This window comes from Providencia sp. PROV182 (assembly GCF_028480325.1).
Lineage (GTDB): Bacteria > Pseudomonadota > Gammaproteobacteria > Enterobacterales > Enterobacteriaceae > Providencia > Providencia hangzhouensis.
In genome coordinates this window covers 13,862-36,473 of the sequence record NZ_JAMPOL010000028.1, presented here as the reverse complement: position 1 = coordinate 36,473, position 22,612 = coordinate 13,862, and the positions used below count along the sequence as shown (strand labels likewise).

The window sequence follows — 22,612 nt, the reverse complement described above, 5'->3', positions numbered from 1 at the left end:
CCTTTCTAATTCAATTACCTTTTTAGTACCACTATAATAAATTCTATTTTTACCCATCGATAAAAACAAAAAAGGCGACTCACACACGTTTATCACCTTTCTTTATTTTAATCTGATTTAAATTAATTAGTTGCGAATTGCTAATGCACCGCCATTACGGAAATAAGCTTTTACCCCTTCAAAAATGGATTCTGCCATTTGTTGTTGGAATTTAGCTGTTTTCAATTTCCGCTCTTCTTCTAAATTACTAATAAAAGCCGTTTCAACGAGAATTGATGGGATCTCTGGAGCCTTCAACACCGCGAACCCGGCTTGGTCAACTCTATTTTTATGCAACTTGTTAACTTTTCCCATCCGTTTTAGTACTTCGTCACCAAATTTCAAACTGTCGTTAATCGTCGCTGTTTGCACGAGATCAAACATCGTATGGTCGAGATACACATCTCCACTTTTACTCACACCGCCCACTAAGTCCGCTTCGTTTTGTGTTTGTGCTAGGTAGCGAGCCGTATTACTGGTCGCACCTTTCGTTGATAGCGCAAAAACAGAAGAACCGCGGGCTGAACGGTTAGTAAACGCATCTGCATGAATTGAAACGAATAAATCAGCCTGCATTTTACGTGCTTTCGCCACTCGGACTTTTAACGGAATAAAGACATCTTCATTACGAGTCATATAGGAACGCATTTTAGGGTCTTTATCTATCAAAGCTTTTAAGCGCCGTGCGATCTGTAAAACCACATCTTTTTCACGTGTCTTATATTTGCCTATCGCACCAGGGTCTTCACCACCATGCCCTGGGTCGATCATAATAATAATGGGGCGATCCGTTCCTGCTTTTCCAGGCTTCTTCGCTTGAGCAGGCATGCTTTCCTCAAGATCACCTTTATTATAATCCTCAAGTAATGCCAATAGAGGATCATCATTGGTGTCAACACCTTTACCTGGATAAAAATCAAGAACTAAGCGGTGCTTAAATTCCGCAACAGGGGTCATCGAGAAGAATTGAGGACTAACTTTATTTTTAACTTCAAATACCAAGCGAACCGTTTTCGGATCAAATTGCCCAACTCTAACCAGTTTAAGGTAAGGATCACGTGTTTGAATTTGGGTTCCCATATCCTTTAATACATTATTTAACTGCACCCCTTCAAGATCGACCACAATACGCTCAGGGTTATTAAGCACAAACTGGCGGTACTTCAATGGAGTACTAGATTCCAATGTTACCCGGGTATAGCTGGATGCAGGCCAAATGCGCACAGCCACCACGCTGCTACTCGCAGAAAAACCGAATGGGCTAATGCTCAGTAACATAACTGCAGCTGCGCCCTGAATAAAACGACGCTTCGATGGGTTGTGATCTTGGTGACTCATCAATAATTCCGAACCTAGAACTGAAAAATAAAGTGATTTTAGGATAATTGCTAATAATTAGACTTGAAATACGCACTCTAACTAATCATTTGCACTCTGTCATTAAGAATATATCAAAGCATCTATAGAGTTACATTAATGAGTATAACCTAATCATACCGAGAGAAAATATTTGTGAGTGACTTTCTGTGTCAATTTTATGCAATTTAATTTTCGTAGAGTATATCTAGTTAAATTTAGAGATATGTAAACGATAAAAATAAAAATGTTACTTTTTTTATCCCATCTTTTACTTGATATTTCCCAACAAAAAGAATAAAAATACATTATTAACGAATAAAAATTCAATTAAGAGGGTTGTTATGAAAGAGCGCAGCACCGAGTTGGTTGATGAGTTTCGCCATTCGGTCCCTTATATAAACGCCCACCGCGGCAAAACATTCATTATTATGCTTGGTGGTGAAGCGATTGCGCATGAAAATTTTCCTAGCATTGTCAATGATATAGGATTATTGCATAGTTTAGGCATCCGAATTATTGTCGTTTATGGTGCTAGGCCTCAAATTGAGGATATCTTAGCTGAACACAAATATGATGCGGTTTATCATAAACATACTCGCGTAACAGATGCGAATACACTTGAATATGTAAAACAAGCTTCTGGAGCTTTACAATTAGATATCACGGCTCGGTTATCTATGAGCTTAGGTAATACCCCGCTTCAAGGCGCACATATTAATGTGGTTAGTGGTAATTTCGTTATTGCTCAACCTCTAGGGGTTGATGATGGCATTGATTATTGCCACAGCGGAAGAATCCGCCGTATTAATGAAGAAGCCATTAATAATCAGTTAGATAATGGTTCCATTGTGTTGATTGGGCCGGTTGCAGTCTCTGTCACAGGAGAAAGTTTTAATCTGACCTCTGAAGAAATTGCAACTCAATTAGCAGTAAAAATGAAAGCGGAAAAACTGATCGGTTTTTGCTCCTCACAAGGTGTAGTAGATAAAGAAGGCAATATTTTGTCTGAATTATTCCCAAATGAAGCAGAAAACCGTATTCAAGAGCTGGAATCTGAGGGCGATTACTACTCAGGAACCGTGCGTTTTCTACGTGGAGCCGCAAAAGCTTGTCGCCGGGGTGTCCGCCGTAGCCACCTATTGAGCTACCAAGAAAATGGTTCTTTAATTCAAGAATTATTCTCTCGCGATGGTATTGGTACCCAAATAGTCATGGAAAGCGCGGAACAAATCCGCCGTGCAAACATTAATGATATTGGTGGAATATTAGAACTTATTCGCCCATTAGAGCAGCAAGGGATTTTAGTTAGACGTTCACGTGAGCAATTAGAAATGGAAATTGATAAATTTACCATTATTGAACGTGATAACTTAGTCATCGCTTGTGCAGCGCTTTACCCTTACCCAGAAGAAAAATTAGGTGAAATGGCATGTGTCGCTGTTCATCCTGATTACCGTAGTTCATCTAGGGGAGAGGAGTTACTGCACCGTATTGCCGTACAAGCAAAACAATTTGGTTTAGACAAGCTATTTGTACTAACAACTCGTAGCATCCATTGGTTTCAAGAGCGTGGTTTTACCCCTGCGGAGATTGAGATGTTACCAATGAAAAAACAGGCTTTATACAACTACCAGCGACGCTCTAAAATATTGATTTTAGATTTAAAAAACCAAGCTGATAAGTAAATATTAGAGTATTCAAAATGATTACTATTTAGCCAATTACTTTAACCCCAAACTATACAAGGATGCATAGTTTGGGCTATGGCTTTAACACAAATGAATAGCCACTAAGCTATCTGAATAACCCTTGCTTTTTCACACAAAGGAATGGAGTCTAAATGCGGCTGTATTGCAGCTTTCATCTCAGCGAAAGAAGTACCATAAAAATAAAATGCCGTTTCTGTCGGGCCATCCCAGACCCCGTGAATACTCCCAATATCTTCCACTGCTTCATCTAGAGTATCGAATACTTCATTGATATCCCCATTTTCATAAACGTCATCAGCGAGCTCTGTCCCGTTGAAATAAATAGCCATACCTTCATCTGAGCCAAAATCGATTCGAACATCTTCGCCATGAATGAATAAACGAGAGCCCTTTGGAGCTAACATTGAAGAAAAAAGTTGAATAATTAAACTGATATTTTCGTCACTAGCTTCTTCAAGTGCTATTTCTATATCGCATTCTTGCGCTTCGCCATTATCACTTAATAATGTTCCACCACCTGTAACATGGATATTTTTACCCATGCTTTTCATGACTTCATTAAATGCATCTTCTAAATCACCACGCCTAATCGGTTCAAGTCTTGCATTTAATGTTACTGTAATTGCCGTCATTGCTTGCTGGTTATCCATCTCATTACCTTTACTTTTGGGTTAAATATTCACGTAACTTACATATAAACTAGTCACATTAATTGGGTCGCTAAACCACTTCGCCGCTTGGTTGGTGTTTCAACTGCTCGACGTAATACCTTTGGGCTGCCATAAAGAGATAGCTCTTTTTTAGCTCGAGTTATCGCCGTATACACCAGCTCACGAGTCATTACGGGAGAATATACATTTGGTAAAACTAATGCGGTATGAGCAAACTCCGAACCTTGTGATTTATGAACGGTCATTGCATAAGCTGTTTCATGTTGTGGAAGTCGGTTAGGTTGTACCCCACGAATAGTCCCATCTGGAAATTGAAAATAGGCTCTCAGTGCATTTTCTTCATCCGGTAAAATGATACCTATATCCCCATTAAAGAGTCCTAATGGGCTGTCATTACGGCTAATCATAATTGGCCGGCCTGCATAGTGTTTATTCAATAAATTATATGGACGGTTTATTATCCCTTGCCTATGAAATAATTTTTCCAATTTATCGTTAAGGCCAATGACGCCAAAAGGGCCTTCTCGCAGAGCTGTTAGTACCCGATATTGGTTAAATTTTTTCAAAACTTGCTCAGGATCTTCTTTATTTTTAACCGCTAGTAGATATTCCTTATAATTTTCAGCGGCATCTAATAAAATTTTCGCGTAATCATCTGCGGTTTCTTGAATATAACTATGTACATCTGGCCGCTGCTGATTTAGTAACTGTTGAACTCTAGAAACATTACCTTCATTTACAGCAAAAGCGAGTTGGCCAATCCCTGAATCTGCCGAAAAACGGTAGCTTTTACGTAGCAGACATAGGCTATCACGAATAATTGGGCCGCTTGGTGATGCATAAGATTCAACTGAATGCCCTGTTAACTCCGAAAGTTGGGACGCTCTTTCTGCACTATAACCGTTATCAGCAAACTGACAGATATCCCCTAATACTGCCCCTGCCTCGACTGAGGCTAATTGGTCTTTATCACCTAGAAATATTAACTTTGCATTTTCAGGTAATGACTCAAGTAATTTGCTCATCATGGGTAAATCTACCATTGAGGCTTCATCAACAATCAGTACATCAAGAGATAAGCGATTATCTCGGTTATAGCGAAACTGCTGGCTCTCAGGTTGAGCCCCTAGTAAACGGTGCAATGTTTTTGCATGATTAGGCAAAACAGCGTGTTCTTCATCGGTTAAAGGCATTTTTTTCATCGCCTCTCCGAGGGACTCCGTCAACCTAGCTGCCGCCTTACCGGTTGGAGCTGCCAACTCTATTCTAATTTTATGGTGATACTTAGTTTCAAGTTTAATTAATGCAGCAAGGATACGTGCAACTGTTGTGGTTTTTCCTGTTCCTGGCCCCCCTGATATAATTGACACCTTACTCGTTACAGCAACTGCTGCTGCAACTTTTTGCCAATCTATATCATCAGTAATAGGAAATAAGCTGTCTAGTACATTCTTAATTTGAACATTATTTTGCTTATCTATTAATGTATTAGAGAAAAATTTCGCAACATACTGCTCATATTGCCACATCCGTTGAAAATATAAATATTCCCCTGAAAGCACCAAAGGAGAGATTTTGTTTTCTGTTGATAATGACACTGCATTTGCTTGTCTGAGCGTTTGATAGAGCTCTTGCTCACTCGGCTCTCCCATTTTTTGCCAAAACGCAGTTGCTAACTCTGGATGCCTTCCCGCAAACAATTTTTCGGGGTCAACATCCGCCAGTGCTAGGCAAACGTGCCCAGCCATAGTTTCTGCGCTAAGGAGTGCGGCAATCATAAGTACTATAGGACACTTATCATCAGAAATGCTGTAAGCAAATTGTACATCTAGAGGTGTAAAGATATTCTTCTCAATAGCCTGATTAAATAGGGATTTCATTAAGTTGCTTCCCCTTGCTGAACATTTTTAAATAAGCTATCTAACGCTTCAATAAAAGGCTCTATAGGGCGATAAAAGAAAATGCCGTTACTTGAGTGAATATTATCTATGCCTCGTAAAAATAAATAATAAACGCCACCAAAATGAGTTTCATAATCATAATTAGGCATTCTTTGCTTGAGGTAACGATGTAACGCTAACGAATATAGTTGATATTGCAAATCATAGCGGTGGTCTATCATCGCTTCAGCCATGGCTTCTTGGGTATAAAAACTGGCATCTTTCCCTAAATAATTTGATTTATAATCAAGAAGATAAAATTTGCCTTTCCAGTAAAAGGTGAGGTCAATAAACCCCTTTAAAATACCCTGAACTCTCTCAAAATTTAGCGGAGGACAACGTTGTGATAATGGGTCATATTGGTGCGTTATCTTATCTAAATGACTGGCACTCAATAGGGAATCAATAGGGAGATAAAACTGCATTTCATCCAATTGGTCTTGAGCCTGTAATGCAGATAAACATAAGCCGTCTTCTGATAGTGGTGCCTGTACAATTGCATGCAGCCATTCTTGCAGCATTGGTGCCCACTGTATGTCAAACCCTGAGGATTCAAGTTTTTCAGACAACCATTCTTGAGAAACATGCCCACTAAAATCAATCTCCTCCATCAAGTTATGCAAAAATGTTCCCGGTGATGCACCTTTAGGAAATTGATGAGGAGTTAGGATAAGAGACTCGTCTTCCTGTTGCTCCACATCAACACTAGCCTCAATATCCATATTAGGGGCTAATGAATTAGCAAATTGCAATGCTGAAACTGATTCTTCTGATTCAGTATGGCTTGAACCGTAACTTAACCCAGAATAGCTGGTAACACGCCAATGGTCATTAAAATGACGAGTCACTGCTCTTGCCGATAAGTTTACGCTATCATTTTGTTCTAACAATACGCGTTCCGACTTAGGCTGATTAATCACTGCAACATCAATAACGTCATTGCTAATTTCAGCCAGCATATCATTCAGTAGTAGGCTATCTCCTGCTTGCCCTTTTTGGATGACGTAACCCAGCGCAGATAAGTGTAAATCGGTTTCACCACTTTTTTTTCTGTTACCTTTAATTAATGGTGCAATACCGACACTACAGTGATAGATAGCCCTTGTGAGTGCTACATATAATAAGCGTAGGTCTTCTGCTAGACGCTCTTCATCAGCTAGAGCAACATTTTCTTCACTATCGTTTAAATCTAGCCGTACTGCATAATCCGTTCTATCGTGATATAAACCTTTAGATTGGGGTAGAAAATTGCTCGCAAAAGGCAACCAAACAATCTTATATTCAAGGCCCTTAGATTTATGTATGGTACTGATCTGCACCAAATGTTTATCACTTTCAAGACGCATTTGTTGTACGTCAGATTGATGATCAGGATGGGCAATTTGTTGCGCTAGCCAACGTGTTAGTGTGTGCTCACCTTCAAGCTGTAATGACATTTCTTGTAACAGCTCACCAATATGCATCACATCCATTAAGCGACGCTCTCCATCAGCACCTGATAACAACGTTTCTGCAATTTGCCTCTGCGCCATGACCATTCTAAGCATGGGGAGCACGCCTCGTTTTTGCCACACCATGCCATAACGAGCAAATTCATCTACAATTTTTTCCCACGATTTTTCATCATGGTTTAGGTCATCAATTTGTTTAGCGGTTAAACCCAATATTCCTGTCGCCAATGCACTGCGTAAAACACGTTCTTTTTCTGGTGTTAAAACTGCCTGTAGTAACCACAGTAAATCTCTCGCTTCTGGTGTTGAAAATACACTTTCCCGATTAGATTGAAACACAGAAGGGATATTTAACCGATTTAAAGCATCACGAATCAATACAGCTTCACGTCGGCTACGAACCAACACAGTAATATCAGAAGCTTCTACAGGAGTATGTGCTCCTTTATTGTCAAAATAGCTACTACCCTGAAACCCGCCTTGTAAATATTGTGCTATTTGCGCTGCACATTGTGAAGCTGTTGCCTGTTCATATTCAGCAACTGAGACACCTTCTGCTTCCACTTGCCAAAATGTAAGTGCTTTGACCACTTCGCCATCATGAATAAGTTTTTTACCGCTATTTTGCTTAGCGAAATTAACGGGTTGAAAAGGAATTTGCTCAAAAATAAATGGTGACTGACAGCGGCCAAATAAGTGATTAATAGCTTCAACCATATTTTGCGATGAACGATAGTTAGTCTCTAATGTGTAGTGAGCACTAACTTCATTTTTTGCTTCGATATAGGTGAAAATATCTGCGCCCCGAAAAGCATATATAGCTTGTTTAGGGTCGCCGATGAAAAGTAATGCGCTGTCATTAACTTCCCGATAAATTCTTTGAAAAATACGGTATTGCTGTGCATCTGTATCTTGAAACTCATCTATCATCGCAACAGGAAAGCGTTGACTAATAGCTTGAGCTAAAAATTTCCCACTTTCTTGAGCAAGAGCACCGTCTAAACGGGTCAATAAATCATCAAACCCCATTTCACCACGATTATGTTTTTCATTAGTAATCGCTTCCCTCACCTCTGAAATGGCCAGTGGAATAACCAGATCTTTTAGAGTTAATGATTGAGAAAGTAGCTCATCTATACTTTGGAAAACAATATGTTCTGGCCCTAAGCCACTTTTTGATTTTTTATGTAATACCGTTTGTGAGAAACGTTCAAGATCTTTAGGAAGCTGATAATCTTCTGTTTTTTCTTGAGCCCATTCGCCTATTTTTATCAGCCATGTAGGTAGAAAACGAGTACTATAACTTCGTTTATCCACATCTGAATCAGCGATAAGCTTCTCAAAATCCGCTGAGTTTTCTAACCAGGCCGTTTTAACTGACTCAATTAACAAGATTAGCCGCTGATGCCGTTCTTCTAGAGTTTCTACTTGTTTCGGTTGGTTAATAATTAAAGGAATGTCACCCTGCAAGAAAGGTTTAATCTCCGAAAGTAATGCTTCAGGACTAGTCCACAGTGACTGAATGACTTTCGTCATGGAGTAATTCAGAGGATAAAAATGGCGGCGCCAAAAGTCTGCACAAGCTTGTTTTTGGATCGGAAATTCATCTTGAATCATTGTTTGTTCGAACAATACTCCCGACTCAAATGCATTATGAACTAGCATTCTTTGGCAAAAACCATGGATAGTATATATCGCGGCTTCATCCATTTGCCTTTCCGCTGCCTGCAACCATTGCGCAGCGAATTTTCTTTGGGATTCCCCCGAAAGCTCAGCTAATAATTCAAGATACTCAGGCTGCGACTCGAAACCAACGCCATTTCTTAAGCAAACTAAGCGCATATCATGAATACGTTGACGAATACGTCCCCGTAACTCATTCGTCGCAGCCTCAGTAAATGTTACAACTAAAATTTCTTCAACACTTAACGGCCTAGGAAACGCATTAACGCCTCCCAGACCTAATAAAAGCCGCAGATAAAGTATACCAATTGTATATGTTTTACCCGTTCCTGCAGATGCTTCAATTAACCGCTGCCCACGCAGAGGTAAGGAAAAAACATTCAGTAATTGGGACTCTACCTGCACTTTATTCACTCAGCATCTTCCTTTATTGGTAAAATCTTTTGCAACTGAGAAGCTGTTGGGTAAAGCACCCAATCTTTCAGATGAGCATACCCCACTTTAGTATCAACTCCTTGGCCTATAACTTGGGAGCTTACTGCTAACCCCTTGTGCTTTATAACTGCATTTTCATAATACTCAATGACTTGTTCTTTCGTTGCTGTCCCTAAAGTTGCAATAACTTTTTCACGAGTATCAAAACTGAAAATATTTCTAGAAAAATCAGATGAATAACGGCCTACCTCCTCATAGAATGTTTGAGGTGGTTGATTCATCTCCGTGATAATGGATTGTTTATATTGATTAAATTCATCTATCGGCAGCTTTTTCAGTTTCTCTAATGCTTGAAGATAGAATTGTTGATAACGAGTATTCAAGTAACTCGGTGTTTTGGCATTACTTTGAATTAAAAAGCCCATTCCCCACTGATCCCCCAGCCCTGCTTTAAAAGCAAATACTGCGTAACCCAGTTGCTCATTGGTTCTTAATTGGTCATAAAACCAAGGCTGAATTACCTTAGAAAGAATACCTGATAATACTGCGCCATCAATGCGGCTATAACCGTCTGGAATAAAGACTTCAGCAAGTGCATTATCTGAGCTATTCCCCTGTTTATGGAAATCTGCTAGGTAATTTTTGTCGATAACTACAATATCACCACGCCACCAATTGGTACCTTCGCTCTTTAATAATTGCTGTGCATCTTTAATAGTTTTAATGCTTTGCGACTCAGTCATATTACCAAAGACCAGCGCTTGTAATGCTGCACTTTTAACTATCATTTCACGGTAGTTAGTGATGTCTTGCAATGAAATTTTATCTAGCTCGGCTAAACGTTGTTCTTGCTCAAAATAAGGTACACTATTAATACGCTGAAGCGGCTGCATGGCTAGCTCATAAGCTTTCGCATTATTAGCAACTTCAATTTGCTCTTTATACCAAGATTTCGCTTGAACTAATTCTTGTTCCGTTGGCTCAAAATTCAGGTATAGCTTTATCATGGATAAAAAGAGTTCAGGTAAATGTTGGGTGTAACCACTGGCATTTAATTGCAGACCGATTCCCTGAGAAACAGAGACAGACATGCCAGCTACAGATGCCTGATATTGCAGTTCATCCATTTTCAATGAAGCGATATATTGTAATAAAGAGCCCGTTACTTGTTGCTTAGCATCTTTATCACCTTGGTTAGAACGTAATGATAAAGTGATACTCGCCTTTGGCTCATCTGCAAAATATTGACTTGGCATATATAACACTCGTGTATTGCCATCTTGATAGATGAATTCGGGGTGTTTATAAACCTTATCAGCTTTAATTAGTGATAAATTATCAGCAATATACGGGTTTAAAGCAGGCAATTTAAAATTCATTTTAGATTCTAAACTTGCCCAGGTTTTAAATTGTTTTGCTGTGATTTTATTGACCTGATACGGTGCATCGACAAAATAGGCTTTTTTGTTATTCGGTTCATTTGGACTAATAAACCAAATCCTCGCCTCTTGCGCGGTGAGCTCTGATAAACGCTGTTTAATCGCTTCAGGCTCATACTTATCTGCAATGTAATCTGAATCAAGAACATGATTAACAGGAACATCAATCATTTGGTCTGATAGCCATTCAATGTAGTTCATATCCCTGACAATTGAACCATAACGGAATGATAAATTAAGAACTTTTGCTATTTCATCAAAGTAACTTTTATTGACCCCATCATTTTTAATTAACTCAAGATAAGAAAAGATAGCTGCAATAATTTCGTCTCTTTCTTGTAACCCTTTATCAGTCAATGTCACATAAATAGAGAATGAACCATAGTTTCTATCTAAATTTGGAGTGGCAGAGGCACTGATACCTTCAGCAAGCCCTTGCGATATTAACCAATCAGCCAATGTTCCGGGGCTTCTATTACCAATTAAGTAACTAATATAGTTGTCACTTTTACTGCGAAAATCTGCCATATTATTTTTAATACTGAATTCAATTTGTATGGCTTTTTGCGGTTGCGCTGGCACATAATGAATAATAATACCTTTTTCATTATCCGTTACTGCTGGGATATTAACAGCGGGAACACTTGCGTTAAAATTAGGTATACGCCCAAATGTTTCCTGTGCAATATTCGCTAATGATTCGATAGATTGGTCGCCGTAAAGCACTGCATTCATTAGGTTTGCAGAATAATACTGCTTATAAAAACCCACAAGCTCATCTTGTAGTTTGCTATTAGGTTTATCTTTCAGAGTCTCTAAATTCCCCCCCGAAAAACGTGAGTTCGGGTGTAATGGGTTCAATGTTTCAGAACGTACTTGCCATATACGCATCCCGTCACGAGAACGTGCCATTGTAAGTTCTGCATTAACTGCATTACGTTCTCTGTCTGCATTAATCGGGTCTAAAAGTGGCTCAGCTAATGCATCTGCAAGCCTATCCGTCGCTTCTTTTAATGCACCATTTTCAACTTCAAAGTAATAAGCAGTACGATGAGAAGCGGTACTTGCATTATGGCTACCACCGTGTTTTTGCAAAAATTCAGAGAAACTACTTGGCTCTGGGTACTTTTTGGAACCCATTAAAACCATATGCTCTAAATAATGAGCCAACCCTAATTGGCTATTTGGGTTTTCAATACTACCAACAGGTATCGATACCGCAGCCAATGATTTTGTTGCTTTGGCATCTGATACCAATAAAACCGTCATATCATTACTAAGTTTGATGGCTTTATATTCCCTAGGGTCTCTTTCACTTTTATTTACTGTTTCAGGCAAAACTTGCCAAAGTGGTTGCGCTGCTATTGCTTGACCACCGAAAAAAATTATCAGTAATAAAAATAGATGAGCGATATTTTTGGATAAATATTGCATCCTTTGTTGCTCTCCTGTCATTTCAAGTATTTTGTCATCGGTAATAAAAACCGTTGAGTGTTCGATAACAAAGATTTAATCATCGCATCATCAATGCTTCTACAAGTTCTTGACACATAATCGTCTTCCATCTCACCTTTTTGCATCTGACTTCCTTGTAAGCTTTGGAGCAAAGCAGATAATGCTTTTTGTTGAATTTCTTCACTCGAAAAATCGTACTGTTTTGTCTTTTTATCAAAGCAAGCTTTAACCCAACTCCAACCACTTTGAGAAAGAAGAATTAACGGGGAATTAAACCCTTCACAATAGCCTACGACTAAATCTTGTAGATAAGCCAATGCATCTTCTTTGCTAATAGCAGCAAACTGCCAAATACTATTATCTCTTCCTAGTGCAAGGCTTTCCCCTTCACCAATTTGCGAGTTAAATAGCAAATGTTCCACCCATAGCTGTACCCCATCATTAGCAGTTAAGTAAGCCGGGCGATATCGTACCATTCCTGTTTCATGAATATTTTTCAATAAACCAGTAATTTTTATCCCATTTAACTGAAAATCTAATGGATAATCAAATAGCTGCATATCATGTTCTTTAACTTTTTCAGCTAATGGCGATATCTCGTTCAACTGCTGTTCCCAAAAAAGTTGACCAAATTGCCTAGCAGGCAGCTGACCCGATGCTTTTAAAGCAGAATAAAAAGGCTCAATGTTCTTATCTTTGACAAGTAAATCTAAAATTTGATCATTAATTTTATATCGTTGTAATCTACCTAAGTTAAATGGCTCTTCTTCTGGCAGTTCGGTTTCTTCAATAGAAAAATGGACTTTCAAACGCTGTTGAAAAAATGCCCTGATAGGGTGACGATAAAATCGTAATAATTGTTCTAAAGAAATTTCAGTAATGGGCTCTCGAGTTTCAAGTATTGAACAAAATGGTTCATCAACTTTATTTGTTGTTTTTGCGGCAGGTAACCACTCACTCGCAAAACTCTGATAAGGCGTTTCAGGCAAGAAATTTTCTTTTGCGAATGGGACTCTATTATGCTGGATGACCAGATGCTCACTTAATCGTTTAGCGCTTTCATCAATAGTCAAAGTTTCATCACCAACTAAACAAAAGCTTTGGCAAATATAATCAATTAATTCAGTAACTAATACCGATGGATTACAAGGCTGATTATCACGAATAGAAAGCCCAATATAACTAACATAAAGTTGTTTAGATGCTGAATTTAATGCTTCTAAAAATAGGTATCTATCATCGTCCCGGCGTTTTCGGTCTCCACGAACAGGTTTTTCCGCCATCAAGTCAAATCCTAATGGTGGTATATTTCGCGGATAAGCACCATCATTCATACCCAGTAAGCAGACAACTTTAAATGGTACTGAACGCATTGGCATCAAAGTGCAAAAATTAACGGCTCCAGCCAAGAAACGTTGACTAATTTTTTCATCATCAAAGCGAACTGAAAGTTCATCACGAATTAAACGCAATGGAACTTGTTCTTCATATCCTGAAATTATCGCATTATCAATGATTTGATGCCACTGTTCTGTTAATAGTGCGAGAACAAGTTCAGTTTCCCCATCAACCATAAAGTAGCTATCAAGTAGTTGCTGACAAAGTTCTTTCCACTCTTCAAGTAGGCGTTCTTGTGCTAATAAAGAGCGCCATTCTCTTAGTGTATTAATTAATAGCGCTAATTTCCCGGCAAGCTGGGCGGCTAAGCCACTGCACTCATCATAAGGTAAAATACCATTCCACGGGCCATTTCTGCTATCCATTGCATAGCCAAGCAACATTCTACTTAAGCCAAATTCCCATGTATTTTGCCCTATCACTGGTAAAGCAAAAGAACGTACATTATCGTCATCAAGCCCCCAGCGGATCCCTGATTCATTAACCCAGCGGCGTAATAAACTTAACTCGCTTTCATCAATACCAAAACGTTGAGAAAAAGCAGAAACTTCAAGTAGGCTAAGAACTTGCTCCGTTGAAAAACGACTCTGAGGTAAGTCGAGTAGCATAATAAATGCTTGTAAAATTGGGTGAGCTTGCAGTGCTTTTCTATCTGAAATTGAAAATGGGATATAACGAGTTGATGCCGTATTACCAAAAACAGCCTGAATATAGGGTGCATAGCTGTCAATATCGGCCACCATGACTATCACATCACGCGGTGTTAGCGATGAATCTTGCTCAAAGAGAGAAAGCAAATGATCTTGTAATACTTCAACTTCCCGCTGTGCACTATGACATAAATGGAATGTTATCGAATCATCTAGCTCATTGATTGGTCGTTTACCAATACTCGTTTCATAATTTTCTAATGTTGTCCCTAATTGAGCATGGTTTTCGAGATCTAAAATATCCTGCTGAACATTCTCTAATAAATTGGCTCGTTCAGTATCAACATAGGCCGAAATTTCATTCGCACTATCGATTTGAGAAATAAAGTATAGGTTGTCTCGACCTAACCTTCCCCACGAGGCGAGTAGTGGATTAGCGATATCCTGTTCGCCATTTTCATTAAATAAATTAGGAATATGCTCTTCGAGTTTAAAACGTGAAATTTCATGTTTATCAAGATAATGGCGAAGTTTTCTTTGCTGTAACCTAGCTAAAAACGACGCGCTTTGAATGTCCCCCCAATAATAGCGACAAGGGTTAGTAAACATTAAATGAACATCTGTATGTTCTGCTATTGCATTGATAGCTTGTAGATAAACAGGTGGAAGAGATGAGATACCGCAAATAAAAATACGCTTTGGCAGCAATTTTCCTAAATCAGGGTTCAATGATAATGTATCAATAAAATGTTGATATAAATTAGCTCGATGCCAAGGTGGCTGTTTTAGTTCATTTGAATATTCAACAAGACACTGCCATAAACGTTTTTGCCATAGTTGATTTTCACTTAGCCCCTCTATTAGTTCATTTTTTTGCCATACTCCAACCCATTGTGGGCGATAAACCAAATATTGGTCAAATAAATCAGCAATCCTACCAGCAAGCTGATGAAGTTTACGTTTATCTGTATCTTCTTGAAGATAATGCTTTAAAGGTTCAAATTCTTCCTCATTAATGACAGTTGGCAATATTGTCATTAGTTTCCATGTCATAGCTTGCTTGGTATAAGCGCTTTCTTTTGGAATATCCGGTAAGACTCGCCTAAACATGTCCCAAATGAACGTTGCAGGTAAGGGATAGCTAATATTTGCAGCAATACCAAACTGCTTAGCAAGTTCGATTTGCAGCCATTGTGACATTCCAGGGCTTTGTACTAAAATTATTTCTTGCTCAAAAGGGTGAGAAAGTGGTTCATTTTTCATTAAATGAGTCATTAGATCTTTTAATAAATCTAATTGATTAGAATGATACACTTGGAACATAGTATTCTCCTGTTGAGCAATACCAACGGCTTAATGAAAATGGCTGTTTTTTTATCGTTAACGATACCATTAACTCAGTACAGTTATCGGCTCGCGGTAAGCGAGTTGTTTGTATTTTCCACTCAGGGTAACGCAAATTTGGATCTATGGAAGAATTTTTCTCCCCTGATATTGGTTCCCCTAACATTGAGCTTTTCTCTAATGTACTATGTAACACTCTAATGGCCGAAGAATTCATATACAATTTATTAAAATTCAATATGATATATTGCGAATAGTTTACCAAAGCTACCAGTGAAATAGCAAAAATAACCACGCCAATCATTGCCTCTACTAATGCAAATCCTTGCTGCTTTGTTTTCATTAGCAAAATCCTTTTTTTATCACTGGGCAATAATCTAACCACCCTTTTTTACGAGAGAAAAACTGTTGCTTATTTGCATCCCATACTACCCATCGATAAACTTTAATATCATTCCCTAAGAGATAATGACTTTGCCCCGACAGCACGAAATCCGCCCCTTTGTAATGTTTTAAGCAACTTTTCCATTGTTGATTTTCCTCTTTCTGGCAAACCCAACGCTTTAATCCTCTATATTGACTATCCCAATGTAATGTTCCCCCCCAAGCAAGAGCTGACTCTGCTTTATTAAAAGCATCGAAATATTTAATTTCCTTATGCAACTCATCCCGAGCTCGTTCTTGGAAAAAATGCACCGATTTAATCAATAATGTGCCTATTGTGATAAAAATAATAACCATAAGCAGAGAAACGTTTCCCTGTTGTTGCTCTATATTCTTCATAGATTTCTAACTAAGACCGCTATTCGGTAATTAAATGTTTGATTAGGTAATAACTCTGTTTTAAGGCTTATTTCCATTTCAAGTAATTGGGTATTTTCCCGCCAATCAAATGCTAATTTTTTAACTTTGATTAGCTTCTCATCAAATAATGATTGCCAACGAGTCCCATCACAATTTCGGACATTTCGATTGGACTCTAATTTTTCATTATTTAACCGATAACCAAAATAATCAGAATCTTTAGATTTGGATTTAATATCTTCCCACCTACCCGATAAATCTTGGTCATAAGCAAAAATAATGCACGAGTTATTCCCTTTGCTTAAAAATTTTGATGTGATTTTTAAAGGTTCTTCACCACAATTTAGGCTACTACAGTAACCTATCCTTCTAAAATCTTTTTCCATATTTATCAATGTTTGCCTTATATCCTTGTCTATTTGGTATTGAATGTAAGTTCGATAGGTTTGCTTAAATAATGTAGGAATAGCACTCATCGCTGATACACAAACAATGCTACTGATAGCCATTGCCATTAATATTTCAATGAGTGTAAATCCCTGCTGTTTTTTTAATTTATCGTTATTTAAGGGATTCAACATTTAGGTACCCCTGTCATTTTTTTATGACTACAGCTTCTAATACGGCCTAATGAAGAAATATAAATTGTGATTTGCTGATCCTGATTTTTTAGCTCTATGCTAAAAGCACGGATTGTTCCCTGCTTACCATATAGCTGAATTGAAGTACGGCTTGCTTTACTAAGTTCTATTCCTTGGTGCCTTTTTGCTGTTAACTTGCCAACCTCTTGCTTGCTGTTCGCATCTTTAACATCAAGCTGCCAATCATTTCTACCAGCCTTAACGGATAATATTTGATACCTATTTAAATAGACACCTTCTGTCATTTGGCTATAAATAAACTCAGATACTTGCCTAGCCGCATCGATTAACCGCTGCCTTTCTACTTGCTGTTGCCATTGATATAAACCAGAAAAAATAACAAAAGAACAAATAAATAAAACAATCATAATCTCAATTAAGGTGAAACCACGCTGCGTTGTATTTAATTCAACTTTCATTTTGTTGTGACTCCACTTTTTATATGCAAGACAGAGATTGCCAAAAAAAATCTGTCTAGCGAGGTTTGTCATTACAAACTGCATAACGCTTCGCAACAAAATAAATAAATGCATAACAATACAAGTCAATTTGCGAGCTGCTTCGCAAAGAAATAGTTAATTCAAAATAAATGTAAGAAAGTAAATTAATTATGAACCAAGATAAAATTCATTAAGAAAGATGGGATAGATAAAGGAGGGAGGTTGATGAAATGTAAAAACACAATACTAAGATGGCTTTTCGATAAAACCATCTTAGTAAACAATTTATTCGCTAATCAAACAGTAAACGGATATTTGATAGCCTCATGGCACTGGTACCCTTCGAGAGTAAAATCATCCGAAGTCACCCATGTTTCGAGGTCTTCTAATGACTGAATTTTGGGGTTAATAAACAATGAAGGGGAAGCAAACGGCTCACGTTTTAGTTGGACATCACGCATTAAAGTCAGTTGGTTTTCATAAATATGTGCATTCACAATTTTATGGTAAGCCTTACCTGCTTTATGCCCTGTAATACGAGCCATTAGAGCGAGTAAAACAAAGCATTGTACTTGGTTGAAATTTAAACCGAGCGGTACATCACAGCTACGTTGGTAAGATGTTAAATGTAAGGTATCACCTAACAATGAAAAAGTATGAGTATGCATGCAGGGACGCAAGCAACCCATTTCAAATTCACCAGGGTTATAGAAAGTGATAATTTCTGCGCGGTCATCAATTCCATTTTTTAAGTTATTGACGACTTTTTTCAGCTGATCTAAATGTGTTCCATCTGGGCGTTGCCATGAGCGCCCTTGAACTCCATATACGCGGCCCATATCATCCTCACCTTTGCGATAAGGGTTATTCAGCCATGCTTGGTTCTCATTTGCATTGGCATTCCATGTATTACAACCAATTTCACGAAATTGAGCCGCATTGTCGTAGCCACGTAGATAACCAAGAAGCTCAGCTATCGCCGCTTTATAAAAGCTTTTACGAGTCGTAATCAAGGGGAATTGATTATTGCCCACATCATATTCAAGGTCAGCGTTAATAACGGTTAAACAACGAACACCTGTTCGTTTATTCTCAACCCATTGCCCTTCATCAATAATACGTTGGCATAAATCAAGATACGGCTTCATAGAGACTCTCTTTTAAAAAAATAACTTAAGTGGCTAACCTTTGTCTTGTTGTACTTCATTGCTTTATTTACAAAATAGTTATATTCAACAGACTAAGTTAGCCCCAATAATTGTACTTATTAACTCTTTTTAGGCTCTTTCAGTGGCTTATGGGCTGGCACATTTTTGCCATATTTGTAAGCCCAAACAATCATCAGAACGCCAATAATAATCATCGGAATTGATAGAATTTGTCCCATACTAATACCACCAAATAAACCAAGCTGTGCGTCTGGTTGCCTAAAGAATTCAACAATAATCCTAAATGCACCATAACCAATCAAGAATAACCCAGAAACACTCCCCATTGGGCGAGGTTTACGCACAAATAAGTTCAAAATAAGGAACAGAACAATTCCCTCTAAGAACATTTCATAAAGCTGTGATGGGTGTCTTGGTAGCACACCATACTGCTCTAATATGGGTAATAACGAAGGGTCCTGTGCGGCAAGTTGAATATCTTCACTGCGTGAATGTGGGAATAAAAATGCCCATGGCGTATCGAGTGTTACTCGTCCCCATAGCTCCCCATTAATAAAGTTCCCAATACGGCCCATGCCTAAGCCAAATGGGATCAATGGTGCAACAAAGTCAGATACTTGCAGGAAACGACGGCGAGTACGGTGAGCAAACCACATCATGGCACATATCACACCGATTAGGCCGCCATGGAAGGACATGCCACCATCCCAAACCTTAAATAGATATAAAGGATCATCAAGAAAAACAGGGAGATTATAAAAGAAAACGTAACCTAACCGACCACCGACAAATACGCCAACAAAGCCAACATACAGCAAGTTTTCTACTTCGTTTTTTGTCCAGCCACTATTGGGTTTTGCAGCGCGACGCCCTGCTAGCCAAAGGGCAAAAACAAAGCCAACAAGGTACATAAAGCCATACCAGTGTAACGATACTGGCCCAATCGAGAACATAACAGGATCTATTTCCGGAAATGCTAAGTAGTTGTTACTCATTGTTCCCCACTTTTTAATCATTAAGCCAACTACTCGTCGACTATTACGTATTCAACAGGCTTCAATTTGTGAAGCCCCTGAAGCATACAACAAAAAGTATAGTCATTTATACTTGATATTTTTCAAACTAAACCAAATTAAATACTTACATCTTGTTGTAAGTTAAATCCCACCACGTACAAAACCGCCTAAATGGTGTTGCTCCATAAATTCACTCGCCTCTAGCCTGACACTATCACTCGTTTCCGCAGCCAATAACTTAGGTACTAACTGCGACATCAAGGCTGGGTCAAGCTGGCGGATTAAATATTTCATGCGAGGAACACTACGCCCACTCATACTTAAGGAGCGATATCCTAGAGCAATTAATACCATTGCGCTGAGTGGCTGCCCTGCCATTTCCCCACAAACACTTACAGGGAGTTGAAGGCGTTGGCACTCTTCACTTACTTTTGCTAAAAAGCGCACAATTGAGGGATGAAGATTATCATATAGCGCCGCTACATGGGTGTTATTACGGTCAACAGCAAGTAAATATTGTGTAAAGTCATTAGTCCCGATAGAGATAAAATCAACGCGTTTTTTTATTTCCGGTAATAGAAATAGCAAAGAAGGAACTTCAAGCATAATACCAATTTGGGGCATCTCAACTGGCATTTTTAATAAAAAACTCACTTCGTCCCTTGCTCTTTTTATCAGCAAAATTGCTTCGTCTATCTCATTAACACTGGTCACCATCGGTAATAAAATACGTAAATTACCTGAAAACATATTCGCCCGTAACATAGCCCTTAGCTGGATTAAAAAAATCTCGGGCTGGTCCAACATGATGCGAATACCGCGCCAGCCTAAGCTTGGGTTTTCTTCGCTAATTGGCATGTATGGCAACTGTTTGTCAGCCCCTATATCAAGGGTTCTTAACACTACAGGCTTGGTAGGGAAAAGTTGTAAAACTTCTTTATAGAGTTGTTTTTGCTCATCTTCCGAGGGAAAACCATTGTGCAACATAAAAGGCAGTTCAGTACGATACAGGCCAACGCCATCAACCCCTGTGTTAATCTGTTGCTCGTAGCGCGGACTTAAACCTGCATTAAGGTAAATATGAACTTGTTCGCCGCCTTTAAGTGTTGCATCTTGTTCAAGAGTTCCTTCCGCTAAGCGACTAATAACATTTTCTTCTTCAATGATTTGCTGGTATTCCTGAACAATTAAATTTTCAGGTTCAATAAAGAGCTCACCACGGTAACCATCCAATATTAAATGGCGGTTATGTAATAACGAAGGCTCAATATCCGCGCCCATAATTGCAGGAATTCCCATAGCTCTGATTAAGATAGCGGAATGAGAATGCGTTGCTCCGTCACGCACGACCACACCAGCAAGTTGCTCAATAGGTAACTCCGCCAATACACTAGCACTTAATTCATCAGCAACTAAAATAAAACGTTCTGGCCATTGCTCATTTGCGGTAAGTGAATCATCAAGATGAAATAATAAGCGTTGACCTAATGCTTTTAAATCTGCCCCTCTTTCCCTTAAATAAAGGTCACGCAGGCGAGAAAACTGCTCTACATAATTTTCAATAACTGTTTTAACTGCCCATTCAGCAGTTGCGTTATCATTGATGGCGGCAAACAGATGTTTTTTTAGCTGCGGGTCACTCAGTAAATGATTATAGAGATCAAATATCGCCGCACTTTCTTTTGCCGAGCTCGCCATAAAACGTTTACTAATACGACGACATTCCGCTGTAGCACTTTCGAGGGCGGCGACAAGGCGTTGTTTTTCTTTGTCGATATCAATAGCGCTTGCTTGAAAAATACTATCTAAAGAAGGTTGGGAACTATCTTGCCATCCATAAGCCATTGCAATTCCTTGTGATACAGGAATCGCTTTAATTCTATTTTGCCGATATTGCCCAAAAATACCTTTTGCTTGTGCTTGCGACAAAATCACGGCGAGTTGCATCGACAACGTTACCATGAAAGATTCTTCGGTTTCATTAAACAGCCGTTTTTCCCGTTGCTGTACGACCAGCACGCCTAATAATTGGCGACGGTATACCACGGGAACACCTAAGAAAGCTTTTAATTGTTCTTCTTTAAGCTGAGGCAGGAATTTATATTGAGGATGTTCACGAATATCGGCTAGATTGAGCATCTCAGACTGGCGCCCTACGGCCCCTACGACACCTTCATCAAAACCTAGACGAATAGCAATCCCGCTAGGTTTTTTTAACCCGCGGGTTGCCATTAAGTAATAGCATTGGCGAGGGTGATCAGCTAAATAAATGGAACAAACGTCTGTTCTCATTGCTTTGCAGGTCTCATTCACCAACACTTCTAGCGCATCAGTCAAACTTGTCGCCATTGCAACTTTTTCGACAATTTCACGTAAACGCGTCAACATAGGCTACTTTGCTCCACGCCTACGGTTATTAAAAGAGGGCCGTTGTGGTAATTTTTGTTCCTGTAAAGGCATAACTACGGGAGCGAATTCTTTCATGACACGCCGATAAACTTCACGTTTGAAAGAAACCACCTGCCTAACAGGATACCAATAACTGACCCATCGCCAGCCATCAAATTCTGGCGATTTACTGCGCTGCACGTTTATATCGGCATCATTGCATTGAAGTTGAAGTAAAAACCAACGCTGTTTCTGCCCAATACAAACAGGTTTTGTATCCCAACGCACCAAACGCTTGGGTAATTTGTAACGTAACCAATTACGGGTAGATGCCAATAACCTGACATCTTTACGCTGTAGCCCGACTTCTTCGTATAGCTCACGATACATCGCCTGTTCCGGCGATTCCCCAGGATTGATGCCTCCTTGAGGAAACTGCCATGAGTGTTGACCATAGCGGCGGGCCCATAAAACTTGCCCTTGCCGATTACAAATTACAATTCCTACATTCGGGCGGTAGCCATCATCATCAATCACAGACTACCTCAATAACCAAATTTGAAAGATGCCTAATTGTTTCA

The 22,612-nt window shown here is 38.9% G+C and carries 15 protein-coding genes; 1 reads left to right on the top strand and 14 read right to left on the bottom strand.

Going from position 1 to position 22,612, the window contains the following annotated elements:
• Positions 1-126: 126 nt before the first annotated feature.
• Positions 127-1,377, bottom strand: a complete 1,251-nt coding sequence (amiC, locus tag PR834_RS18565) for an N-acetylmuramoyl-L-alanine amidase AmiC (RefSeq protein ID WP_165880118.1) — start codon at positions 1,375-1,377, stop codon at positions 127-129.
• Between the two features lie 362 nt (positions 1,378-1,739).
• Between amiC and argA the strand changes: the two genes are divergently transcribed.
• Positions 1,740-3,083, top strand: a complete 1,344-nt coding sequence (argA, locus tag PR834_RS18560) for an amino-acid N-acetyltransferase (RefSeq protein WP_036957996.1) — start codon at positions 1,740-1,742, stop codon at positions 3,081-3,083.
• A 104-nt stretch (positions 3,084-3,187) separates the two neighbouring features.
• On the opposite strand, the gene PR834_RS18555 is transcribed toward argA, so the two are convergent.
• From PR834_RS18555 to rppH, 13 genes are all read right to left on the bottom strand, one after another.
• Positions 3,188-3,757 carry a hypothetical protein gene (locus PR834_RS18555; RefSeq protein WP_094961122.1) on the bottom strand — a complete coding sequence of 190 codons (570 nt, stop codon included), beginning with the start codon at positions 3,755-3,757 and terminating at the stop codon, positions 3,188-3,190.
• A gap of 53 nt (positions 3,758-3,810) precedes the next feature.
• Positions 3,811-5,658 carry an exodeoxyribonuclease V subunit alpha gene (recD, locus tag PR834_RS18550; RefSeq protein WP_272536855.1) on the bottom strand — a complete coding sequence of 616 codons (1,848 nt, stop codon included), beginning with the start codon at positions 5,656-5,658 and terminating at the stop codon, positions 3,811-3,813.
• Positions 5,658-9,266: an exodeoxyribonuclease V subunit beta gene (gene recB / locus PR834_RS18545; protein ID WP_272525365.1), complete on the bottom strand. Its 3,609-nt coding sequence runs from the start codon at positions 9,264-9,266 to the stop codon at positions 5,658-5,660. The genes recD and recB overlap by 1 nt, the downstream gene beginning before the upstream one ends.
• Positions 9,263-12,160 carry a pitrilysin gene (gene ptrA, locus PR834_RS18540; protein WP_272536854.1) on the bottom strand — a complete coding sequence of 966 codons (2,898 nt, stop codon included), beginning with the start codon at positions 12,158-12,160 and terminating at the stop codon, positions 9,263-9,265. The genes recB and ptrA overlap by 4 nt, the downstream gene beginning before the upstream one ends.
• Positions 12,161-12,177: 17 nt before the next feature.
• A complete protein-coding gene (recC, locus tag PR834_RS18535; protein ID WP_196725188.1) occupies positions 12,178-15,552 on the bottom strand; it encodes an exodeoxyribonuclease V subunit gamma in 3,375 nt (1,124 codons plus the stop codon).
• The gene (locus PR834_RS18530; RefSeq protein WP_110591275.1) at positions 15,530-15,916 is read right to left on the bottom strand and encodes a type IV pilus modification PilV family protein; all 387 of its coding nucleotides are present in this window, start codon (positions 15,914-15,916) and stop codon (positions 15,530-15,532) included. Before PR834_RS18530 ends, recC begins: the two co-directional genes overlap by 23 nt.
• Positions 15,916-16,356: a DUF2509 family protein gene (locus tag PR834_RS18525; protein WP_004257609.1), complete on the bottom strand. Its 441-nt coding sequence runs from the start codon at positions 16,354-16,356 to the stop codon at positions 15,916-15,918. Before PR834_RS18525 ends, PR834_RS18530 begins: the two co-directional genes overlap by 1 nt.
• Positions 16,353-16,958 (bottom strand): prepilin peptidase-dependent protein, encoded by a 606-nt coding sequence (locus PR834_RS18520; protein WP_004257611.1) that lies wholly within the window; start codon positions 16,956-16,958, stop codon positions 16,353-16,355. The genes PR834_RS18525 and PR834_RS18520 overlap by 4 nt, the downstream gene beginning before the upstream one ends.
• On the bottom strand, positions 16,952-17,437 hold the full coding sequence (locus PR834_RS18515) for a prepilin-type N-terminal cleavage/methylation domain-containing protein (protein ID WP_036957998.1): 486 nt from the start codon (positions 17,435-17,437) through the stop codon (positions 16,952-16,954). Before PR834_RS18515 ends, PR834_RS18520 begins: the two co-directional genes overlap by 7 nt.
• Positions 17,438-17,754: 317 nt before the next feature.
• The gene (locus PR834_RS18510) at positions 17,755-18,606 is read right to left on the bottom strand and encodes a thymidylate synthase (RefSeq protein ID WP_094961114.1); all 852 of its coding nucleotides are present in this window, start codon (positions 18,604-18,606) and stop codon (positions 17,755-17,757) included.
• 119 nt (positions 18,607-18,725) lie between these two features.
• Entirely contained in the window at positions 18,726-19,622 is an 897-nt protein-coding gene (gene lgt / locus PR834_RS18505; RefSeq protein ID WP_112307518.1) for a prolipoprotein diacylglyceryl transferase, read from the bottom strand.
• A 162-nt stretch (positions 19,623-19,784) separates the two neighbouring features.
• Positions 19,785-22,031: a phosphoenolpyruvate--protein phosphotransferase gene (gene ptsP / locus PR834_RS18500; RefSeq protein WP_136134319.1), complete on the bottom strand. Its 2,247-nt coding sequence runs from the start codon at positions 22,029-22,031 to the stop codon at positions 19,785-19,787.
• A 3-nt stretch (positions 22,032-22,034) separates the two neighbouring features.
• Positions 22,035-22,568 carry an RNA pyrophosphohydrolase gene (gene rppH / locus PR834_RS18495; protein WP_004257639.1) on the bottom strand — a complete coding sequence of 178 codons (534 nt, stop codon included), beginning with the start codon at positions 22,566-22,568 and terminating at the stop codon, positions 22,035-22,037.
• Between the last annotated feature and the right edge of the window lie 44 nt (positions 22,569-22,612).

What these genes read in the sequence shown, in the direction of transcription:
- lgt (WP_112307518.1), bottom strand. Translation starts at nt 19,622, where the DNA reads ATGAGTAACAACTACTTAGCATTTCCGGAAATAGATCCTGTTATGTTC.
- PR834_RS18520 (WP_004257611.1), bottom strand. Translation starts at nt 16,958, where the DNA reads ATGTTGAATCCCTTAAATAACGATAAATTAAAAAAACAGCAGGGATTT.
- ptsP (WP_136134319.1), bottom strand. Translation starts at nt 22,031, where the DNA reads ATGTTGACGCGTTTACGTGAAATTGTCGAAAAAGTTGCAATGGCGACA.
- amiC (WP_165880118.1), bottom strand. Translation starts at nt 1,377, where the DNA reads ATGAGTCACCAAGATCACAACCCATCGAAGCGTCGTTTTATTCAGGGC.
- PR834_RS18530 (WP_110591275.1), bottom strand. Translation starts at nt 15,916, where the DNA reads ATGAAAACAAAGCAGCAAGGATTTGCATTAGTAGAGGCAATGATTGGC.
- PR834_RS18515 (WP_036957998.1), bottom strand. Translation starts at nt 17,437, where the DNA reads ATGAAAGTTGAATTAAATACAACGCAGCGTGGTTTCACCTTAATTGAG.
- argA (WP_036957996.1), top strand. Translation starts at nt 1,740, where the DNA reads ATGAAAGAGCGCAGCACCGAGTTGGTTGATGAGTTTCGCCATTCGGTC.
- recD (WP_272536855.1), bottom strand. Translation starts at nt 5,658, where the DNA reads ATGAAATCCCTATTTAATCAGGCTATTGAGAAGAATATCTTTACACCT.
- PR834_RS18510 (WP_094961114.1), bottom strand. Translation starts at nt 18,606, where the DNA reads ATGAAGCCGTATCTTGATTTATGCCAACGTATTATTGATGAAGGGCAA.
- recC (WP_196725188.1), bottom strand. Translation starts at nt 15,552, where the DNA reads ATGTTCCAAGTGTATCATTCTAATCAATTAGATTTATTAAAAGATCTA.
- ptrA (WP_272536854.1), bottom strand. Translation starts at nt 12,160, where the DNA reads ATGCAATATTTATCCAAAAATATCGCTCATCTATTTTTATTACTGATA.
- PR834_RS18525 (WP_004257609.1), bottom strand. Translation starts at nt 16,356, where the DNA reads ATGAAGAATATAGAGCAACAACAGGGAAACGTTTCTCTGCTTATGGTT.
- PR834_RS18555 (WP_094961122.1), bottom strand. Translation starts at nt 3,757, where the DNA reads ATGGATAACCAGCAAGCAATGACGGCAATTACAGTAACATTAAATGCA.